Source organism: Leucobacter sp. GX0328 (genome assembly GCF_053567315.1).
Window position 1 is genome coordinate 1,046,212 of the sequence record NZ_JBSGPC010000001.1, and the last position, 15,508, is coordinate 1,061,719.

17 protein-coding genes are annotated in these 15,508 nt (G+C 65.6%); 10 read left to right on the plus strand and 7 right to left on the minus strand.

What is annotated here, in order from left to right; all coding sequences use genetic code 11:
- Positions 1–221: 221 nt before the first annotated feature.
- The 8 genes from ACUYTF_RS04760 (at position 222) to ACUYTF_RS04795 (ending at position 6,194) form a co-directional block, all read left to right on the plus strand.
- Positions 222–1,196: a hypothetical protein gene (locus ACUYTF_RS04760; protein WP_434142823.1), complete on the plus strand. Its 975-nt coding sequence runs from the start codon at positions 222–224 to the stop codon at positions 1,194–1,196.
- Positions 1,193–1,810, plus strand: coding sequence for a hypothetical protein (locus ACUYTF_RS04765; RefSeq protein ID WP_449279377.1), 618 nt, complete (start codon positions 1,193–1,195; stop codon positions 1,808–1,810). The genes ACUYTF_RS04760 and ACUYTF_RS04765 overlap by 4 nt, the downstream gene beginning before the upstream one ends.
- Positions 1,807–2,274 (plus strand): hypothetical protein, encoded by a 468-nt coding sequence (locus tag ACUYTF_RS04770; protein ID WP_434142821.1) that lies wholly within the window; start codon positions 1,807–1,809, stop codon positions 2,272–2,274. The genes ACUYTF_RS04765 and ACUYTF_RS04770 overlap by 4 nt, the downstream gene beginning before the upstream one ends.
- On the plus strand, positions 2,271–2,396 hold the full coding sequence (locus tag ACUYTF_RS04775; protein WP_434142820.1) for a hypothetical protein: 126 nt from the start codon (positions 2,271–2,273) through the stop codon (positions 2,394–2,396). The genes ACUYTF_RS04770 and ACUYTF_RS04775 overlap by 4 nt, the downstream gene beginning before the upstream one ends.
- Positions 2,393–3,070, plus strand: a complete 678-nt coding sequence (locus tag ACUYTF_RS04780) for a hypothetical protein (protein WP_434142818.1) — start codon at positions 2,393–2,395, stop codon at positions 3,068–3,070. The genes ACUYTF_RS04775 and ACUYTF_RS04780 overlap by 4 nt, the downstream gene beginning before the upstream one ends.
- Before the next feature lie 125 nt (positions 3,071–3,195).
- Positions 3,196–4,683 carry a hypothetical protein gene (locus ACUYTF_RS04785; RefSeq protein WP_434142817.1) on the plus strand — a complete coding sequence of 496 codons (1,488 nt, stop codon included), beginning with the start codon at positions 3,196–3,198 and terminating at the stop codon, positions 4,681–4,683.
- A gap of 162 nt (positions 4,684–4,845) precedes the next feature.
- Positions 4,846–5,355, plus strand: a complete 510-nt coding sequence (locus ACUYTF_RS04790) for a hypothetical protein (protein WP_434142816.1) — start codon at positions 4,846–4,848, stop codon at positions 5,353–5,355.
- The gene (locus ACUYTF_RS04795; RefSeq protein ID WP_434142815.1) at positions 5,352–6,194 is read left to right on the plus strand and encodes a hypothetical protein; all 843 of its coding nucleotides are present in this window, start codon (positions 5,352–5,354) and stop codon (positions 6,192–6,194) included. The genes ACUYTF_RS04790 and ACUYTF_RS04795 overlap by 4 nt, the downstream gene beginning before the upstream one ends.
- Before the next feature lie 69 nt (positions 6,195–6,263).
- Here ACUYTF_RS04795 and ACUYTF_RS04800 read toward each other — a convergent pair whose 3' ends face one another.
- From ACUYTF_RS04800 to nrdI, 7 genes are all read right to left on the minus strand, one after another.
- Entirely contained in the window at positions 6,264–7,055 is a 792-nt protein-coding gene (locus tag ACUYTF_RS04800; RefSeq protein ID WP_434142814.1) for a hypothetical protein, read from the minus strand.
- Between the two features lie 419 nt (positions 7,056–7,474).
- Positions 7,475–7,756: a metalloregulator ArsR/SmtB family transcription factor gene (locus ACUYTF_RS04805; RefSeq protein WP_434142813.1), complete on the minus strand. Its 282-nt coding sequence runs from the start codon at positions 7,754–7,756 to the stop codon at positions 7,475–7,477.
- Entirely contained in the window at positions 7,743–8,318 is a 576-nt protein-coding gene (locus ACUYTF_RS04810) for an NAD(P)H-dependent oxidoreductase (protein ID WP_434142812.1), read from the minus strand. Before ACUYTF_RS04810 ends, ACUYTF_RS04805 begins: the two co-directional genes overlap by 14 nt.
- Positions 8,319–8,367: 49 nt before the next feature.
- Positions 8,368–8,676 (minus strand): hypothetical protein, encoded by a 309-nt coding sequence (locus tag ACUYTF_RS04815; RefSeq protein WP_449279378.1) that lies wholly within the window; start codon positions 8,674–8,676, stop codon positions 8,368–8,370.
- Complete coding sequence (gene nrdF, locus ACUYTF_RS04820; RefSeq protein ID WP_434142810.1) at positions 8,657–9,685, minus strand: class 1b ribonucleoside-diphosphate reductase subunit beta; 1,029 nt, start codon at positions 9,683–9,685, stop codon at positions 8,657–8,659. The genes ACUYTF_RS04815 and nrdF overlap by 20 nt, the downstream gene beginning before the upstream one ends.
- 33 nt (positions 9,686–9,718) lie before the next feature.
- Positions 9,719–11,896, minus strand: coding sequence for a class 1b ribonucleoside-diphosphate reductase subunit alpha (gene nrdE, locus ACUYTF_RS04825; protein WP_449279379.1), 2,178 nt, complete (start codon positions 11,894–11,896; stop codon positions 9,719–9,721).
- Entirely contained in the window at positions 11,893–12,393 is a 501-nt protein-coding gene (nrdI, locus tag ACUYTF_RS04830; RefSeq protein WP_434142807.1) for a class Ib ribonucleoside-diphosphate reductase assembly flavoprotein NrdI, read from the minus strand. Before nrdI ends, nrdE begins: the two co-directional genes overlap by 4 nt.
- A gap of 237 nt (positions 12,394–12,630) precedes the next feature.
- Between nrdI and ACUYTF_RS04835 the strand changes: the two genes are divergently transcribed.
- Together ACUYTF_RS04835 and ACUYTF_RS04840 are read left to right on the plus strand one after the other, a co-directional pair.
- Positions 12,631–14,529 carry a phosphoenolpyruvate carboxykinase (GTP) gene (locus ACUYTF_RS04835; RefSeq protein WP_449279380.1) on the plus strand — a complete coding sequence of 633 codons (1,899 nt, stop codon included), beginning with the start codon at positions 12,631–12,633 and terminating at the stop codon, positions 14,527–14,529.
- 19 nt (positions 14,530–14,548) lie between these two features.
- Positions 14,549–15,508 (plus strand): metal ABC transporter solute-binding protein, Zn/Mn family, encoded by a 960-nt coding sequence (locus ACUYTF_RS04840; RefSeq protein WP_434142804.1) that lies wholly within the window; start codon positions 14,549–14,551, stop codon positions 15,506–15,508.

Consider the following 15,508-nt stretch of genomic DNA (forward strand, 5'->3'; position numbering starts at 1 on the left):
CCAGCCCAGGTAGCAGGATCGACCGGCCGGTGACGGCTCGCGGATCGTCGACCGATGGCCGGCCGTTCCTGTGATCGGGAGCACGCCGCATGCGACACTGTTGCAGACGAGAGGGGCGTCACCGGTGCTCGTCGACGGAACGGCACCCGCCGCTCCCGAACACCACGCGAAGCAGTGCCGACCAGGCGCTCGGCGCTCCCGAGAACGACGGGAGGGCGATCATGGACATGAACTCGAACGACATGCACTGGGTCGGCTGGGTCGTCATCGGGGGCTTCGTGGCCTGGGGGGTCATCCGTTTCATCTGGGTGATGCGGCACGGCGGATTCCGCACGGCGGAGGACTCAGCGAGTCCTCCGCCCGTCGATGGGCCGAGGTATCCCGGGCTGTGGGCCGGTGTCGTCGCGAGCCGCGTCCGTGGGGTCGCGCGCCCCGTGGACGTTCCCCGCCCGGAGTCCGTCGACGAGGTCGCCGTGTGGGCGGGCAGCGAGGACTCCCGTCGTGTCGAGCTCATCACTGCTCCGGTGTTCTGGGTGGTGCTGCCGCTCGCCGCGTTCGGTCTCCTGATCCAGCAGACGATCACCGACCCCACCGGCTCGCACGTCAGCATCTCCATCAACGGCCAGAGCGTGGACAGCTGGCCGACGTGGATGATCTGGCTCTTCTGGGTCGGGGCGAGCGTCTGGCTGCTCGTGGCAGTCGGGGTGCTGCTGCTGCGCTTCAGCGTCTGGAAAGAGCTGAGCGCGGAGAACGCATGGATCTTCGAGCACGGCGTCCCGCACTCGATCCACCGCACCTCGGTGGATTACGACGACGGCGAGACCAGCGGCTGGGCGACCTACATCGCGCTCGACCACCGGCTCGACTACCGGCGGGCGGCCTGGATCCACGAGGCGTTCGAGCAGTGGCTGCGCGCGGTGGGGCTGCCGAAGTCGGGCTCGGGGCCGGTCTCGTCGGAGGCGCTGTTCGGGGAGCAGGCGACAGGCGGGTACTTCTTCCTCCACCTGCCGATCTCGGCGATGGCCGGATCGGCCGTCGAGAACCAGTGGATCATCGTCACCGAGCCCCGCGGCAGCGCTTCCGGGAACGACGAGAGCACCGGTGAGGATGAAGTGATCGTCACCCCCGTGCCGGTGCCGAGGAAACTGCGGAAGATCAGGGCGAAACTGCGCCGGAGAGCCGCGAGGGCCGCATGATGGGCCCGTTCACGAGCGTGAACCTGCAGAGCCTGCTCTCGAGCGACGACGAGACCCGGGGGTGGCTCGCCATGGCTCGTACGCCCGAGACGCGGGCGCGCATCCGGCGATGGGCGACGATCGAGACCCTCGGCATGTTGATTCTGCTGGTCGGTGGGGCGCTGTGCTGCCTGGCCGTGGTCGCCACGATCGTGGTCGGTATCTGGTCGGTCGCAGGTAATGTCGACCGGCCGCATCTGTACTGGTGGATCTGGGGTGTCGCACTCGGAGTGCTCACGTGCGGGCTGGCAGCGCTTCTGGTCGCCACCCGGCAGCGGCAGACGGCGTGCTTCGCCGACGGCCGGGTCGCAGTGGGCACGGTGGAGCGGGCGATCGAGCTCCCGGGAGGCGGCGACGACCATGAGTCGTGGGATCTGCGGATCAGCGCACTCCTGCCCGACGGGACGGTTCTGCGCCGCAGGGTGCACCTCGAGGGCGGCCGGCTCGACCGCTGCGTCGGCAGCCGCGTCCGGTTCCGCCACAATACGCTCGACGCCGATGCATTCGACGACGTGCTCCTCGTCGGCCGGCCGGACAAGCGAGGGCAGCGCCCCGGGCGGAAGGAGTCGTCATGACCTGGATCCACTGGGTGCTCATCGCCCTCGGCGTGCTGTTCGTGATCGGCATGACCGTGCTCATCCGGCACGCGATCCGCACCCAGGACGAACCGATCCCGCTCATCGATCGGAGCCGCGCGTACCCCGCGACGGTCGTGGGGGTATACGACACCAGCGCTTCCGAGACGGCTGACCCGAACGTGAAGGTCGAGTACGTCGTCACCGATGGCGAAACCCGGCAGCGGTACCTCGCCGACGTGATCGACGACTCCTGGCTCGACCGCTTCGCGCTCGGAAGCGTCTGGCAGATCTACCCGTACTCGCCCGATACGACGCGGGTGGTGCTCACCGAAGCGCATGACGACGTGTGGCGTTGCGGCTACAACGTCGACGGCCTCTACGGCCTCGGCGGGAACTCGGGGCCGGTCGACCGCGGGCCCGGATCCCCCTTCCCGTACCGGCCGAGGGGGTACGGATCATGAGCGACGAGTACACCGAGCACTGGGTCGCCCGGGCGAAGTTCGCGGAAGAGCAGTTCGCCGGCTGGCCCGATCGCGAGCAGAAAAGCAGAGCACGCAGCACCGGAGAGGAATCCCCAACATGAGTCTCATCGATCCGCAGTCCCGCTGGTGGAACCGGGATTCCACGCGCCGCACCCTCGCCTACGCCCTGATCGCGCTGTCGCTCGTGACAGCAGCGGTGAGCATGTTCCACGTGATGGCCGGTGAAGCCTCCCTGCTGCCCGAGTGGTGCGTGTTCTTGACGATCCTGCCGCTACCGCTGCTGCTGGGCGGGGCGTTCCTCATCGCGTTCGGCACCCCGGATGACGTGGATTCGCGGTACGTCGTGTGGCCGCTCGGGGGTCTGTTCATCGCACTCGGAGTGGGCGCCGTGGCCGGGGGCGCGGTGTCGCCCGACGGTCTGGAGTGGTGGCATCTGCAGTTCGTCGTGTTCGCCGTCGGCGGCGTGATCGCGATCATCGTGTCGATCCTGCTGCGTCGGCGTTCGCAGCGCAACGACGCCGTACGGAAGTCGGCGGCACGCTCCCGCATCGTCGCCACCGGCGTCGTCACCCGTGCTCGCAGCTACTCGATCAACTACCAGCGGGTCACGAAGGTCACGGTGAAGTTCACCGACCGGGAGGGCAACACGCGCTGGTCCAGCGACACCATCGCCGGGGAGATCACGACCGGGCAGCGGATGCGCGTGCAATACGCGCCCGATCAGCTCGGGAACAAGGCGGCCGTGATCCTCAGCCGGATGGGGAACCGGTTCTGAACCCCGGGCCACCGAGGAGGCATGATGACGGAGACACGCGAAACACCGTTGGCTCGAGCATTCCTTCGGGTGTTCGGGCTCGATTCGCCATTCCTCGGCGAGGGCTCCGAATGGAGGTTCGCATCATGAGCTCGAAACCATCGCCCGCAGCCTGGGGCATCGGCACCATCGTGGTGATCCTGATCATCGTCGTGGTCATCGCGTTCATCGGCGGCCCGGTGAAATCGTTCTTCACGGCGACCTGGTGGGTGTGGATCGTGCTCCCCTGTCTCGGCGCCTTCGCCTACCTCATGCGGGGCATGGTCATCCACCGACGCCGCATGTTGCCTCCGCTCGACCGGACACCGCGGACCGGTATCGTCGTCGAGCACCGCCTCTGGGGCGATCACTCCGACAACCGCAGCACCACAGTCGAGTACCGAACAGCCGACGGCGAATTGCAGACGGCCACGCTGGCCGACGAGATCGCGGAGCAGAGCGTCGAACTGCTTCCGGTGGGCAGCACGGTCGAGGTGTACGCCTATCGGGATCCGCAGTACGCGAGGACTGTCGTGTTTCTGACGGAGAAGCACGACGACGTGTGGCGGAAGGGCGTCAGCAGCCTCTGGGGCTGGGACAGCAACGAGGGCCGGTTCCCCGAGCCCGCCCCGGGATCTCCGTTCTTCGGCCCCGATACGGCCTACCGCTTCGCCGAATCCGATCCAGTGGCGTCCGAGGGTGATTCGAACGGGGCGACGCCCCGATACGAGCAGAAGGAGACGCGGATACTCATCGCATACACCGTGGTGCCCGTGCTGGTGGGGCTCGCCGTCATCGGAGTCGGCCGGTTCACCTGGTGGTCCACGATCACCAGCACCCAGGCGTCGAGCGGTATCGGCATCGGCGTGGATTACGACACCGACGCGGGCGACGACTCGAACCGCGAGATCATCTTCGTGCCGTACAAGCTCGACGGTCTGCCCGTCTATCAGGCCCGGACCGCGGCGATCTCGCTCACCGACGGCACGCTCCTGTGGGATAGGAAACTCGATTCGGATGTGTGGGAGCGCTACCCCGTCGCGGTGACCTCGTTTGACCGCCCAGTCGAGGGAGGCACCGACCGCACGGTCGTCGTCACCACCGAGCGAGGCGCGTTCGGCTTCGATCCGTCTTGGGGCGACCTGGACTGCGGTCCCGGCACCTCCACGGGCGACTGCAGCATCGAGTCGGGTCAAGGCACGCTCGCGAACATCGGCGAACTCGTCGGGGAGGGCACCGACCTGTACGGCGACAGCCCGAACGGCGTCGACCTCACCGAGATCGACGGGATGGTCGGCATCACCAGCGAGCGATTCGACACGGTGCTCGATCCGGCGACCGGCGAGCCCGCCGGCGACGGCTTCCGGGTCGAGTACTACGGCACGGTGCGGGTCATCGTCGACGACCGGGTGGTCGCCGAGCTCGCGGACGTGACGAGCCTGCAGCAGGTGCTCGTCGCCCCCTCGGGGAAGGTCGTGCTGCTGATGCGCGGCGAGAACCGCAAGAGCGTGCTGGTCATTGCGACGGAAGACGGCCTCAGGCGGGTCACGATCGGCGACCGCGGGCTCGTCGCCTGGCCGGCGTGGATGGGATAGCGGAAGAGCGATGGCGACCGAGACCCGCGAGCACGAGACCCTCCCCTGGCCGGGCGATCCGGCTCGGGCACCCCTGGCAGCGCGCCCGCACGCTTCCCGTATGGTGGACGACCAGCCATACGGGCCCGATCCGGGTCGACCGGGATCGATGCGAGGAGAATCATGAGCACAGACGTTCGCCGCCGCGCGTCCACCGCGCCCCTCGTGCTCGCGGCGCTCCTCGGCGTCACTGGATGCGGCGTGATCCCTGATCGGGTGACCGATTGCGACACGAGCTCGCAGCCCCTCACCTGTCAGCGCGATGAGCGCTTCGAACTCGCCGGCACGAGCATCGTCGTCGACGAGATCGACACCATCACGGAGATCGGCGGCGACCCCGCCGATCAGGCGCATGTCGAGGCTCGGGTCACGCTCGAGGGCGAGCCCGAATCGGTGCTGGAGGCACGGCTGCACGTCGTGAACCCGCTGACCGAGGAGACGCTCACCGTCGCACCGGACACGCGCCCCGTGGCGGGCGAGCAGACGCTCACTTGGGACTTCAGCGGCCGCGGGTACGCCGAACGCATCCAGACCGATGCCTTCCCGCCCGATATTCGCCTCGTCTTCAGCGACGCCGACCACGAGGTGACGGTGATCGTGATGAGCGTCGAGTACTCCTGGGAGGCCGAATGAGCACCCTTCCGACGCCCGACGACGGCTGGGCGCACCTGCTGCGTCGGGTCGTCGCCGTCTTCTCGCTGTGGGCGATCGCGGCGTTCATGTTCGCGGCGGCGGGGCTGCCCGTGATGGACCCGCAGTGCTACTCCGACTCGCCCGGCGGAGGCCGCGTCTGCCCGCTGCACCCCGACCCCGTGCTGACGCACCTCTTCGACGCCCGCTGGCCGGCGGTGCCCGAGGCCGTGACGGTGACGGTGATCCTGGGGGCGGTTTTCCTCGGCATCGGGGTCGCGCTCTTCCTCGACACCTCCGAGCCGTGGTCGGAGCGAGGCGGGGCGCCCACTGCCGCCGGCGCCATCGCGGGGCTCCTGGGCAGCGGGCTCGGCCTGCTGGTGGCGGGCCCGGGATTCATGCAGCCGCTGATCGCGCTGGGCATCACCGCCCTCGGCGTGCTGCTGCTCATGTCGGGCCTGCTCGCTCTGCGCGCATTCGCCCGGTCTCTGCATCGTCGGTACGCGCGGCACCTGCGGCGCGAGCACCTCCGACATCACGGCACCCGCACCATTGCGCAGGTCGCGGCGCTCGACTGGAGGCGAACCTGCGAGGATGGCGATGCCGTGTTCGCCGTGACCGCTGCGGTCCCCGCTTCCGCGGGAGCCCGGTCGGTGACCGACGAGCTGTGCGTGCCGCGCGAGGACGCCCCCGTGCTCGGCGGCACCGTGGTGGTGATCCACGATGGCGAGACCGGTCACTCGACAGGGATCGACGTGCTGCTCGAAGTCGACCCCGACGGGCCGCGCGACCCCGACGCCCTCGAGAAATACCCCGAGGCCCCGGAGCAGTCTCCGAGCTGAACGCACGACGAGGCAGTCGGCACCCGTTCGGCCGGGCCTCGCGCTCACGCCGTGATGACCGACGGAAGGTTACGGACCGCCGACTCGGCGCTCGTCGATCTGGCCGCACACGTCGATGAAGGGCTGCACGAGTCTGGCGAAGGGCTCCGGGTCGACGGCATCCGGCCGCAATTCGCGCAGCAGCACCGCCAGGCCGATCGTCATCAGCGGCTGCTCATCGATATCGCGCCCTCCGGGAGCGACCCGCGCGAGCTGGCTGAGGCACTCGGCTTGCGGTGTGAAGAAGTCCGAGCCGAGAAGGTGCCAGGCGGGGTTCACTGCGGTCCTGGCCTCGTCCCACGCGTTGCCGTCCGCGCGGATCAGCTCGAGCACGGCCCGTGCTTCCGGTGTGGTCATCAGGCCCATCCGGAACCGGAGCGCATCCCAGAGCGGATGGGTCGCAGACGCCGTGGGCTGCATGCGTTCGAACAGCTTTGCCGTGCTCGGCACGGGGTACCGGTGCAGCAGTGCCGCTGTGCGGAGGTCTCGCGCGTCCCGGACCTGCTGCTGCTCCGGGCCGACCAGCGGCAGGTCCGGGCCGCACGGGGGCTCGAGCAAGAGGATCCGTGCCGGAGTCGCGCGGTCGATGATTCCTGGTGCGAAGAAGCCGACCACCAGGCCGCTCGTGCTGAACGGCCGGGTCCCCGAACGGGTCGTGCCGCGGTAGGGCGCACCGCCGGGCGCATGGATCTCGACGTCGAGCGACTGGTTGTAGTCGAGCACGCGGAGTCGTACATGCTCCGGCTCGGCCAATTCCGGAACACCGACATCGCAGAAGCGCCCGTCTTCGCGTCTGCCGCCCGGTCGCCGGAGTCCGAACATCCTCATCCCCTCACGCATCCGTACCGCCCGTTCTGCGGTTTCGGCCGGTTCTCAGAGTCCATCACATCGACCCCGGATCCCGCCGCGGACACGCGATCGATCACGGGTTCACACCGCACGAACGCGAAATGGGTGAGGCCCCTGCATCTGCAGGGGCCTCACCCATTTTCTCTCGTGCGCGAGGGGGGACTTGAACTGACCTCGACCCCCTCGCGCAGCGAACCAACATCGGGCGTTCAGCCGCATAAAATCAACGATCTAAGGCATGTGACCTGTGGATAACTCCATCGCGATACCCCGACCTGCAGGCTGCTTAGCACTTTCGTTAGCACTTTTTGCTGCGTGGAAGACTTGACAGCGCCCGGCTCCAGGTCAAGACAATGTAAGGCACGGAATCTGCCTATATGCGGCGTCCTCACTTACGTCTCCTCTTCTAGCTCGGATCTTTCCATTTGCATTTTCAGCCAGCCCGCGGGCGCTCGGAGCGCTTCCCGGTTGAGGTAGTACAGGCGGCGAATGCCGTAGGGTTCGACAGTTAGGAAGCCGCTCAGGGTCAGAGTTCTCAGGTGCTGCGATATCGCGGGTCTCGAGATGCTGAACTCGTCGGCGATGTCGAGAACCGTGCGTGGCCCGGTGACGAGGAGCTCGATTATTCTTCGCCTGGTCGGGTCGGCCAGCGCTTTGAATCTACCGTCGAGCACCGTGCGAGTCGACTAACTGCACGAGCTGGTCGATGTAGCTCTGCAGGAAATCGATCGTCGGCTCGCGCACGATCTCATCCCCGCCGTTGAAGAGTTCCGGCGACTGAGAGAGGAAGACTTCCGGTTGCCCGACTGTCGGCATGTCGAAGTAGGACAGCGCGAGGCGGAGGTTCTTCTGCGAGGAGTAGCCGCCCATGCGTCCGACGGAGTGGCTGATGATCCCGACCGGTAGACCTCTCCACGCCACGTCGCCATTGGGTTTGGAACCAACATCGATGGCGTTCTTCAGACAGGCCGGGATAGTGCGGTTGTTCTCCGGCGTGAGGAAGAGGACGCCGTCGGATGCCGTGATCGTCTCGCGAAAGGCGGTGTATTCGGGAGGTACTGGCTTGTGTGCGACGTTGGGGTCGTCGTAGTCGAAGTCGTAGAGGGGGAGATCGCGGATCTCCACGATTCGTGCCTCGTAGACCTCGGGGAACATGGGCAGGACGTTCTCCGCGATCTTCCGGGCGAAGGAGCCGCGGCGCAGGCTCCCGATGATCACACTGATCTTCTTGGTCATGGGTGTTGCTCTCTTCCGTTGGTCTTTATCGTCGATGCGTCGCGACTGCTCAGGAGCCGAAGGGCGGCAGGAATGGTCGCGCTCCGAATGCCGGTGGGGTTCCGGCACGGTGCGAGGCCTCGATGAAGCGGTCGAGTTTTGCCCGGTCTGTTGCGTCTTCGGCGCGGAGGAAGATGCTGAGCATCGACAGCAACCCGCCGATCACCGCGTAACGATTCGAGCTGGTTCCGAGCAGCCTCAGCGCGGCGGGCTGGTCGCCTTCTCGGATCGCCTCGAACAGTGCGATCGTCTCAAGCCAGGCGCCCTCGTCCGGGCCTGGCATCGGCTCAGAAGCAGGCTCAGAAATCCCAGTCGGCATCCGTGGTGTCCTCTCCCATTCCCATGACGTAGCTTGATCCCGAGCCGCTGAAGAAGTCATGATTCTCATCGCTGCCCGGGGAAAGCGCGGCGAGGATCTCCGGGTTTACCTCTGTCTCCTCGGGTGTGAACCGTGCTGGGTAGCCGAGGTTCATGAGCGCCTTGTTCGCGTTATAGCGCACGAACACTGCGACGTCGTCCATGAGCCCGAGCGGTTCGTATAGTTCACCCGAATACTGCAGTTCCAATTCGTACAACTCTTCGAGCAGGGCGAAGGTGAAGTCGCGCATCTCCTGCTGCTCGGCCTGCGAATGCGTTTGGAGGCCGCGCTGATATTTGTACCCGGAGTAGTAGCCGTGCACGGCCTTGTCGCGCAGGATCAGCCGGATCATGTCGGCCGTGTTCGTGAGCGTGGCGTGCACCGAGAAGTGCAACGGCAGATAGAAGCCGGCGTAGAGCAGCAACGATGACAGGAGCGTCGACGACACCTTGCGCTTCAGCGGATCCGGGCCGAAGTAGTGCTGCAGCACTTTCTTGCAGCGCTCCTGCAGCAGGTCGTTGCCGACGGCCCACCGGTATGCGTCGTCGATCTCTGGGGTCGAGGTGAGTGTCGAGAACACGGAGGAGTAGGAGCGGGCGTGGACGGACTGCATGAACGCGATGTTCGTGTAGACGGCTTCCTCATGCTCGGTGCGGGCGTCCTGGATCTGGCAGATCTCACCGACCGTGGCCTGCACGGTGTCGAGCATGGTGAGGCCGGTGAAGACGCGCATCGTGAGCGTGCGCTCTTCCTGGCTCATCTTCTGCCAGGCGGGGATGTCGTTCGAGAGCGGCACTTTCTCGGGGAGCCAGAAGTTCGCGGTGAGCCGGTTCCACACCTCGAGGTCTTTGTCGTCGCCGACGCGGTTCCAGTTGATCGGGCGCAAGCGTGCTGCGGGGTCGTGGCGGTAGGCGGGCGGGGTGACGGAGAGCTCGGTGAGCGAACGGTCGAACGCGAGGGAGTGGGTCATGTTGCTGGTCTTTCTGAGTGAGGTCGGGTGGGGTCAGAGGGCGCAGGAGACGCAGCCCTCGATCTCTGTTCCCTCGAGGGCGGGCTGGCGCAAGCGGATGTAGTAGAGCGTCTTGATGCCCTTGCGCCAGGCATAGATCTGCGCCTTGTTGATGTCTCTGGTCGTGGCGGTGTCCTTGAAAAACAGCGTCAGCGAGAGGCCTTGGTCAACGTGCTGGGTGGCGGCGGCGTAGGTGTCGATGATCTTCTCGGGGCCGATTTCGTAGGCGTCCTCGAAGAACTCAAGGTTGTCGTCGGTCATGTGCGGGGCTGGGTAGTAGACGCGGCCGAGCTTGCCTTCTTTGCGGATCTCGATCTTTGCCGCGATCGGGTGGATCGATGCTGTCGAATGGTTGACGTAGCTGATCGACCCGGTCGGCGGCACCGCCTGCAGGTAGGCGTTGTAGATGCCGTGCTCTCGGATTGAAGCCCGTAGTGCCTCCCAGTCGGCGACGCTCGGCAGCGCGATCCCGGCGGCTGTGAAGAGTTCGCGCACGCGCTCGGTGGCGGGCCGCCATTCCTCTGCGATGTAGCGGTCGAAATAGGTGCCGTCGGCGTAGTCGCTCTGATCGAATCCCGCGAAGGCTTCGCCGTGTTCTAGCGCGAGCCGGTTCGAGGCGCGCAGCGCATGGTAGGCGACAGCACGGAAGTAGGCGTCGGTGAAGTCGATACCCTCCTCGCTGCCGTAGTGGATGCGCTGGGAGGCAAGATAGCCGTGCAGGTTCATCTGCCCGAGCCCGATCGCATGCGACGCTGCGTTTCCGGCTGCGATTGAGGGCACCGCGTCGACATCGGTCTGATCCGACACGCTCGTGAGCGCCCGCACCGCCGTCTCCACCGTCGCCCCGAAATCGGGGGAAGCCATTGCCTCGGCAATGTTCAGCGAGCCGAGGTTGCAGGAGATATCCTGTCCGACTTCCGCGTAGCCGATCGCCGCATCGTAGGTGGAGGGGGTGTTGACCTGGAGGATCTCGGAGCACAGGTTCGACATGTTCACCCACCCCTGAAGCGGTTTCGCACGGTTCACGGTGTCCTCGAACAGCACATACGGGTAGCCGGACTCAAACTGCAGTTCCGCGAGGGTTTTGAAGAACTCGCGGGCGCTGATCGTGGTCTTGCGGATGCGCGGGTTCGCGACGAATTCCTCGTATCGGTCGGTCACCGAATGATCCGACAGCGGGATGCCGGTCTCGCGCAGCACGTCGTAGGGGCTGAAGAGGTGCATCTCGCGGTTCTGCTTCGCCAGCTCGAAGGTGATGTCCGGGATCACGACCCCGAGCGAGAGGGTCTTGATGCGGATCTTCTCATCGGCGTTCTCACGCTTCGTGTCGAGGAACCGCATGATGTCGGGGTGGTGCGCGTGCAGGTACGCCGCGCCCGCGCCCTGCCGGGCGCCGAGCTGGTTCGCATAGCTGAAGCTGTCTTCGAGGATCTTCATCACCGGCACCACGCCGGAGGCCTGATTCTCGATCTGCTTGATCGGGGCGCCCGTCTCGCGGAGGTTCGTGAGCAGCAGAGCCACTCCGCCGCCGCGCTTGGAGAGCTGCAGGGCGGAGTTCACACTGCGGCCGATCGATTCGAGGTTGTCCTCGAGACGCAGCAGGAAGCAGGACACGAGCTCGCCGCGCTGCGCCTTGCCCGCGTTCAGGAACGTCGGGGTCGCCGGCTGGAACCGACCCGACAGCATCTCGTCGACAAGGCGCGCGGCGAGCTCCGCATCGCCCTGTCCGAGGAAAAGTGCCGTTGCGACGACACGCTCCTCGAAGCCCTCCAGGTAGCTGCCACCGTCGAAGGTCTTCAAAGCGTAGGAAGTGAAGAACTTGAAAGCGCCGAGGAACGTCTGGAAACGGTGCCCGAAGCACGAAGCCCGCTCGTGCAGCAACGCCACGAAATCCGCATCATAGGCGCGCAGGTACGCCTCTTCGTAGTAGTCGCGCTCGATCAGCCACTCCAGTCGTTCCCACACGGAACCGAACCGCCTGGTGTTCGGGGCGACCTGCTGCGCGAGGTAAGCGTCTGCGGCCTCACGATCCTTGTCGAACTGAATCGACCCGTCCAGTGCGAACAGGTTCAGCTGCGCATTCAGGGCGTGGTAGTCCTTGCGCTCGCCGACCCTGGCACGCTTCGGGGGAGCCGGGGTGGTGTCGGTGTTGGGTGGTGCGGTGATGGTCATGCGATTTCCTTCTCGTTCAGCAGGGTGGTCGGGTGCGCCCAGAACTCGGGGAGCCCCTCGTTCACACGGGCGACGTCGCGGTCAGTGCCGAGGAGCTCGAAGCGATACAACTCGGGCACCCGACACTTGGCGGAGATGACGGGCCCGGCGAGGCAATAATGCTCGCCGAAGTTCGTGTTCCCCGCGGTGATGACACCGCGAATCAAGGCCCGATTGGCAGGGTCGTTCAGGAACTGGATCACCTGCTTCGGCACCGCTCCCGACTGCTCGCCCCCGCCGTACGTCGGGAGGACGAGCACGAACGGGCGGGTTACCCGGATCATGCCGTCGAGTCGGGGCCGTAGCGGGATCCGTGCCGCGTCACGATCAAGTCGCTCAACGAATCGCCTGGTGTTCTCCGACACGCTCGAGAAGAACAACAGGTCGGGTGACTCCTGGCCTTCGAGCACCCGAACTTCCCGGTCGGCATGCCCCGGAAATCGGTGCTTCACACTCATGCGCGCATCACTCCCATCTCAGTCAAGAACCCAACATGTAGTAGGCGCTGGCCCTTGCCTCACTAGATCTAGTGTTAGCACGATCTTCGAGTGCGGGACTACGACACGCCCATGTTTGCAACTACGGGTAGCCGAACATTAGAGTTAGACGCGCTGACCATGGTGGAGTGCGGGCAGGGCGCATCACCAGTCCACGCGGGCCGAGACCGGCCTACTGAGAATGAGTGAGGTTGTGCCATGAGCGATCCAACGCGGATCCAGATTCCTGTCGAGATTCAGAACGAGAGCATCCGCGCATTCGTGGAGGAGTGGGCCGGAATTACCGAGCCCGACAGAATCGAGCTCGTCTCGGCTATCGATGACCCTCGGCTTCTCGGCGAAGCCCTCACCTCCGGTGAATTCCTGCCCGCAGGTGAGGGCCGCTACTACGCGAGATCCCATCCGAAGGACACCGCCCGCTCCGAGGAGCGCACGGTTGTCGCGACCTCGGATCCCGCTGACCGCGGCCGCTATAACAACTGGCAGTCCACAAACGAGGTGAAGCCGCTCATCGTCGAGCGGATGCGCGGCGCATCTCGCGGGAAGACGATGTACGTCGTCCCCTACCTGATGGCACCGCCCGGCACCCCGCTTGCGGCCTACGCAGCTGGCGTGGAGCTGACGGACGATCGCACGGTCGTGCTGCAGATGATCCGCATGGCCCGCGTAGGCCTCGAACACTTCGACGGGCTCACTGACCCGAACTTCTTCGTCCGTGGCGTGCAGGTTACCGGCGATCCCGACACGCTCATGCACGGCACGCCGGAGGACGCGCGCCTGTTCGCGACCATCGCCGACGAGCGCACGATCCTCCATTACGGCTCCGCCTACGGCGGCAACGCACTCCTCGGGAAGATCGCTCATGGCCTCCGCCAGGTCTCCTATGACGGCTACATCTCGGGCAAGTTCCTCGCCGAACAGTTCCTCCTGTTAGGCATCCGTGACCTCGAAACCGGTGTCACCACTCACGTCTGCGGCGGGTTCCCAAGCGCATCGGGTAAGACCAACCTCGCGATGACATTGCCGCCGGACACGCTCGGGGATAGGTACCGGGTCGACTTCTACGGCGACGATATCGCCTGGTTGTGGATCGACGACGAGGGCCGCTTGCGGGCGATCAACCCCGAGAATGGCGCGTTCGGAGTCGCGAAAGATACGAACGAGCACACAAACCCGACCGCGATGGCCGCGATCGCGGAGGGGTCCGGCACGATCTTCACCAACACCGCCTACAATCACCTGACCGGCGACGTGTGGTGGGAGGGCCTCACCCCGCACCCGCCCGCGGAGCTCGAGGGCTGGCTCGACTGGACCGGGGCCTCGATCGCCGACCGGGGCCCCGACCAGCAGGACGCTCCGTGGGCGCACCCGAATAGCCGGTTCACGATCCCGCTCCCTCAGGTCCCGAATCTCGCCGCCGATGCAGCAGACCCCGCGGGTGTTGTGGTCGACGCGATCATCTTCGGGGGACGCACTCGCGACCGCGAACCCCTGATACGCGCTATCGACGACCCGGCAGTCGGCGTCTACGACGGCCTCACCCTGGGAGCGGAGGCGACGTTCGCAGCGGAAGGCGTTGACGGTCAGCTCAGATACGACCCGATGTCGATGCGGCCGTTCTTCTCTTACTCCGAGGGACGCTATGCCCAGCACTGGTTGAGTGTTCTCCGGCAGGCGCGGGAGCTGCCGGTATTCGCGCACGTCAACTGGTTCCAACGCGACCCCGAGGACGGCCATTACCTCTGGCCCGGTTACCGCGAGAACCTCCGCGCCCTGAACTGGCTCTTCCGCTACCGGAACGGGGACGTCCACGGGCGGCCCACTCCAGTAGGTGTCATTCCTACGGCGGAGGAGCTCGATCTCACCGGCCTCGACATTCCCGCTGAGGATCTCGAGCGGCTCCTACAAATCGACACGAAGCGGTGGATTGAGGAAGTGCAGCATCGACAGGCACACCTCGCGAGCCTGCCCGATATTCCGCGTGAGATCTGGGACGCTCACGAGGCCCTCACTACGGCACTCACCAGGCACGCGGCCTCGGCAGGCCAGGAGCATCCTGGCTTCCGCCCTGGTTCCATTCTCCCCGACACCCACTGATACAGGAAGGCTGCCTCTTTTGAAGATCACCCGGAAGTTCCTCAACGGAATCGCGTTCACGGCGATCGCCGCACTCAGTCTCACCTCCTGTGCGAACCCCGGTGTCCCCGCGCCGCGCGGGGATGGCGACCCGCTCAAGGTGTACGCGACCACCGGATATCTCGCCGACGCGGTGGCGAACATCGCGCCCGATGCCGAGGTCACGACGATGGTCGGCCCTGGTGGGGACCCGCACACATATCAGCCGTCAACGAAGGACATCGAGACAATCCAGAACTCAGATCTGGTGTTTTGGAACGGTTTGCATCTCGAAGCACAGATGACGGACATGCTCACCAGTCTCGGCGACCGGCAGCTCGCCGTCGGTGACCGACTCCCGGACAGCCTCCTCCTTGACTGGCCCGAAACCGACGATCAGGGAAACCCGCTGCATGATCCACACGTCTGGAACAGCCCCGAAGCATGGTCGCTCGTGGTGGAATACGTCGCTGACAAATTCGGGGAGACCGACCCTGAGAACGCGGACAAGTACCAAGCAAACGCCAACGCCTACCTTAACCAGATCGATGCGGCCGTTGCGGAGGCCCACGAATTGCTGGGCGACGGGAAGATCGCGCCGCGCATCCTGATCACCGGGCACGACGCATTCAACTACTTCGGACAGACCTTCAACCTCGAGGTGTATGCCACCGACTTCGTCTCGACCGAGGCGAAGCTCAGCGCCGGTGAGCTGTCGGAGCTTGCACAGCTCATTGCCGACAACGCGGTGCCGGTGATTTTCCAGGATAATCAGGCCAATCCCCAGGCCATCACGAGCCTGAAAGAGGCCGTCCGGTCACTCGGGTGGCAGGTCGAGGTGTCCAGTGAGGAACTGTTTGCGGACTCTTTGGGTGCGGAGGCTCCTGTAAACACCTATGTCGGCGCGTTCTCGCACAACGCCCGTGCTGTTGCGGAAGCACTGAAGACAACTGGAGAGTAG